Origin of the sequence: Prosthecobacter sp. (genome assembly GCF_046154365.1) — a bacterium.
Classification (GTDB): domain Bacteria; phylum Verrucomicrobiota; class Verrucomicrobiia; order Verrucomicrobiales; family Verrucomicrobiaceae; genus Prosthecobacter.
This window is the reverse complement of record NZ_JBJXFV010000073.1, coordinates 1-3,136: the sequence shown is the minus strand read 5'-3', so window position 1 is coordinate 3,136 and position 3,136 is coordinate 1. Positions and strand designations below refer to the sequence as shown.

The following is a 3,136-nucleotide window of genomic DNA, read 5'->3' as shown; positions in this document are numbered from 1 at the left end:
CCGGCCCCATCTTTGACCGCATTCTTATCTAACGATGGGAAAACCAATGATCCCTCTGCGACCGTCCATCCTCTGCGGTTAAAACCAGGTAACCGCAGAGGATGGACGGTCGCAGAGAAGAACTGGCTCACTGAGTTTCCTCTGAGGTAAGGATGTCTGAGCCTACGATGGGATCACTCAAACGCGCTCGTCACCGGCTTGCCGTCGAATTCGGTGGGCACGGGCACATCGAGCAACCAGAGTGCCGTCGCAGCGGTGTCGTAGGTCGTGACTTTGTCGGTGATGGTGAAGTTTTTCTTCACGCCTTTGCCCCACGCGACCCAAGGGATGAGCATGTCGTCGGGAATGTCCAGACCGTGGGTTTTGTCATGGCCGCCGTGGTCGGCGCTGATGAGCATGACGCTGGCATCAGCGATGCCCGCATCCTTGATGGCCTGCCAGACCTGCCACAGCGCCTGATCGGTGACTTTGAGCGCCTCCTTCTGCTCGGGCGATCCCCAACCACTTTTATGACCGGCGGTATCGATGTCGGCAAAGTGGATGAATGTGAGACGCGGTTTGTTCTCTTTGATCCACGCCGCCGCCTGCTTCGCTACCAACTGCGAGGGCTTTTTGTCCTTCTCAATCTCCGGCGCACCAGCAACGGGCGTGACCGACTGCGGCCCGCCAAAGTCGAAGATGTCGAGTGAATCCTTCAGCCACAGATGACGAAACTTCACTTTACCCACGAACATACCAGTCACCGCCTTCGCATCGGCCGCCTTGAGCAGTGAAAACACCGTTGGCACCTTCACGAGGCCCTTGATCGGCGTGTAGCCGTTCCACAGGATCTGATGCTTGTCCGGTCCCACACCCGTGAGCATCGAGGTATGCGATGGCAGCGTGATCGAAGGAAAAATCGTGCTCGCCTGCCACGTCACCGCGCCCTCGGCGGCGATTTTCTTCAGCGTGGGCGCTTCACTTTCTGCAATGACCGCCGGTTTAGCCCCATCCAGGCTGATGATGAACACATGCTCCGCACGCGGTGCGGCGGTGGCAGTGAAACCGAGGGCGAGGACGACTGAAAGGGTGCTGAGGATGAAACGCATGGCTGGGGGCGCGAAATAACGCATGCCGGCTTGAATTGCTTCCAAAACATTGTGACGCGCGGTTGTTCGCAGAGCTACCGCATCAACGCACGAAATGGCGACGGCTTGTTGTCGCGCCCCTCACCCGGCCTCTCCCCGAAGCAGATCGTGGAGCAGCGAACTCTGAGGGCGGGGAGAGGAGATTTGCCTGGTGACGCTCGAACGCTCTCTCCCTCTCCCCGCCCGAGACTGCATTGCTCTCGGATCAAATTCGGGGAGAGGGCTGGGGTGAGGGGTCAAGATTCGCTCCGCCTTTGCTGGTCATCTCGGTTGTTTGCGCGGCTTGCTCCTTGAGCCGTCGATTTCCCTGCGCCAATGATGCCGCCACATGGAAGCCTGGATCGTCATCGGACTGCTCGTCATCGCCGTCATCGCCTTCGCCACGGAGAAAATCTCCGTGGATCTGGTCACGTTGTCGATGCTCTGCGTGCTGGTCATGTGCGGCATCTTGAAGGCGGAGCAGGCCTTCGCCGGCTTTGGTGATCGTGTGATCATTCTGCTCGCGGCGATCTTTGTCATCGGTGCGGCATTGCGTGAGACCGGCGTGCTCGACACCATGGGCAGCGTGCTGGCGAACACGCTCGGCACCAAGCCCCGCCGGCTGATGGGCATGCTGATGGCCGTGGTCGGCGGTGTGTCCGCCTTCATGAATAACACCACCGTCACCGCCGTGTTCGTCGGCCCGGTCATGGGTTTGGCAAGACGTCTGCGCATCCCGCCGTCGCGTCTGCTCATGCCGCTGGCTTTCGCCTCGCTCATGGGCGGCACCTGCACGCTCATCGGCACCTCCACCAACGTCGCCGTGAGTGGTGCCATCACGAAGCTCGGGCTGAAACCGCTGGGCATGTTTGAATTCACGCATGTCGGCGTGGTCGTTGTACTCGTCGGCATCTTGTACATGGTCTTCATCGGCACGCGCATGGTGCCGGAGCGTGATCGCAGCGCGGCTGAGAGTGGCGATGCGATGCGCGAATACCTCGCCGAAGTCGTCGTGCTGAAAAATTCGCCGCTCATCGGGCAGCAGGCTTTTAATTCCGACTTCTCCGCGCTGGAATTCCAGGTGCTCAAAATCACGCGCCAGGGCGGCACGCTCGATGTCGGGCCGCAGGCGAGCTTCGATGAAGGCGATGTCGTGCTCGTCGCTGGCAAGGTCGAAAACCTCATCAAGGTGAAGAAGATCGAGGGCCTCGACATCCTCGAAGACGTGACGCTGCGCAGCTCCGGCATCGACATGAGCGGCGCCCAGGTCGCCGAGGTCGTCATCACCCCGCGTTCCGGCCTCGTCGGCCGTTCCTTGCGCGCGAGCAACTTCCGCCAGCGCACCGGCCTCTCCGTGCTCGCCCTCATGCGCAGCGATCGCTCCCTGCTGCATCACATGGCCGACGAAAAACTCCACGCCGGCGACGTGCTGCTGCTGCAAGGCCCAGGCGAACGCTTCCGCACCATCGAGGAAGGCGGCGAGATCATCGTGCTCACGCAGCATCAGACCAGCGCCGAATCACGTCGGCGTGGCATCGTGCTGCTAGCGGCGTTCATCCTCGCCGTCATCGTCAGCAGCATCGGCTGGGTGCCGGACACGGTTGCCTTTGTCATCGTCGCCATGTTTGCCGTCTTCAGCCGCTGCATCAGCCTCGAAAACGCGTATGGCAACATCGACTGGCGGCTGCTCATCCTCATCGGCGGCATGATGGCCTTTGGCGAGGCGATGAAAAGCTCCGGCGCCGCCGCCATGGTCGCCGATGCCATCACTTCATGGCTGCAACCCTGGGGCGTCTTCGCCGTGTTTGCCGGCTTCTGCGTCCTCACCGTCCTCCTCACGCAACCCATGTCGAACGCCGCCGCCGCGCTCGTCGTCCTGCCCGTCGCCATGCAGGCCGCCACCTCGATGGGCGCCAGCCCGCGTGCCTTTGCCATCGGCGTCATGCTCAGCGCCTCCGCCTCCGTGCTCACGCCCTTCGAGCCCAGTTGCATCCTCGTCTATGGCCCCGGCAAATACCGCTTCTACGACT

The 3,136-nt window shown here is 61.6% G+C and carries 2 protein-coding genes; one reads left to right on the top strand and one right to left on the bottom strand.

Going from position 1 to position 3,136, the window contains the following annotated elements; translation table 11 throughout:
• Positions 1-173: 173 nt before the first annotated feature.
• A complete protein-coding gene (locus ACKVY0_RS10165) occupies positions 174-1,088 on the bottom strand; it encodes an alkaline phosphatase family protein (protein ID WP_409214705.1) in 915 nt (304 codons plus the stop codon).
• A 367-nt stretch (positions 1,089-1,455) separates the two neighbouring features.
• Here ACKVY0_RS10165 and ACKVY0_RS10160 point away from each other — a divergent pair.
• On the top strand, positions 1,456-3,136 hold a 1,681-nt coding region (locus tag ACKVY0_RS10160; protein WP_409214704.1), incomplete at its 3' end, for an SLC13 family permease.

Excerpts from the sequence above, each read along its gene's own strand:
- ACKVY0_RS10165 (WP_409214705.1), bottom strand. The coding sequence starts at position 1,088 with ATGCGTTTCATCCTCAGCACCCTTTCAGTCGTCCTCGCCCTCGGTTTC.